This is a genomic window from Citrobacter sp. VF227 (assembly GCF_052950715.1).
This window is the reverse complement of record NZ_JBRFVF010000671.1, coordinates 1-430: the sequence shown is the minus strand read 5'-3', so window position 1 is coordinate 430 and position 430 is coordinate 1. Positions and strand designations below refer to the sequence as shown.

Sequence of the window (430 nt, the reverse complement as noted above, 5' to 3'; positions counted from 1 at the left end):
GGTGGGCAGGGAACGACCTCTTGCCGCCCTATCCCTGGTTACGGCCAGCCGGGGAATCAGGCCGTACCGGGCGCACCGCTCGGCGTCACTTCTATCGCGCGTTGGGGCGCAGTCGCGTTGGACGCCCAGGAAACGCACAACATTGGCGCATCGCATGACAAGGCAAGCCGATCAGAGGCAGAGCAGATCGCCATGAAAAATTGTCTCGACCTGGGCTCCAGGAAGTGCGAATTGGTTTCCGCTTACTCCAACGGGTGCGTGGCGGTAGCGAAGGCCGATACTCACTATAGCGTCGCAAGTCGCCCGACTCGGCCCGAGGCGGAGACAACCGTGATAGGCCTGTGTGCGGATGCGTCATGCAAAGTTGTTTTTAGCAGTTGCAGCATGGCGAAACGTATTCAGTGAGGTCGAAGCATGGGCAGATCCTTGA

General features: G+C 59.8%; 1 protein-coding gene. It reads left to right on the top strand.

Annotated features, from left to right (window positions below):
- Window positions 1-405: DUF4189 domain-containing protein (locus tag ACU8YC_RS28485; RefSeq protein WP_446896450.1), on the top strand; the 405-nt coding region annotated here is incomplete at its 5' end.
- Between the last annotated feature and the right edge of the window lie 25 nt (window positions 406-430).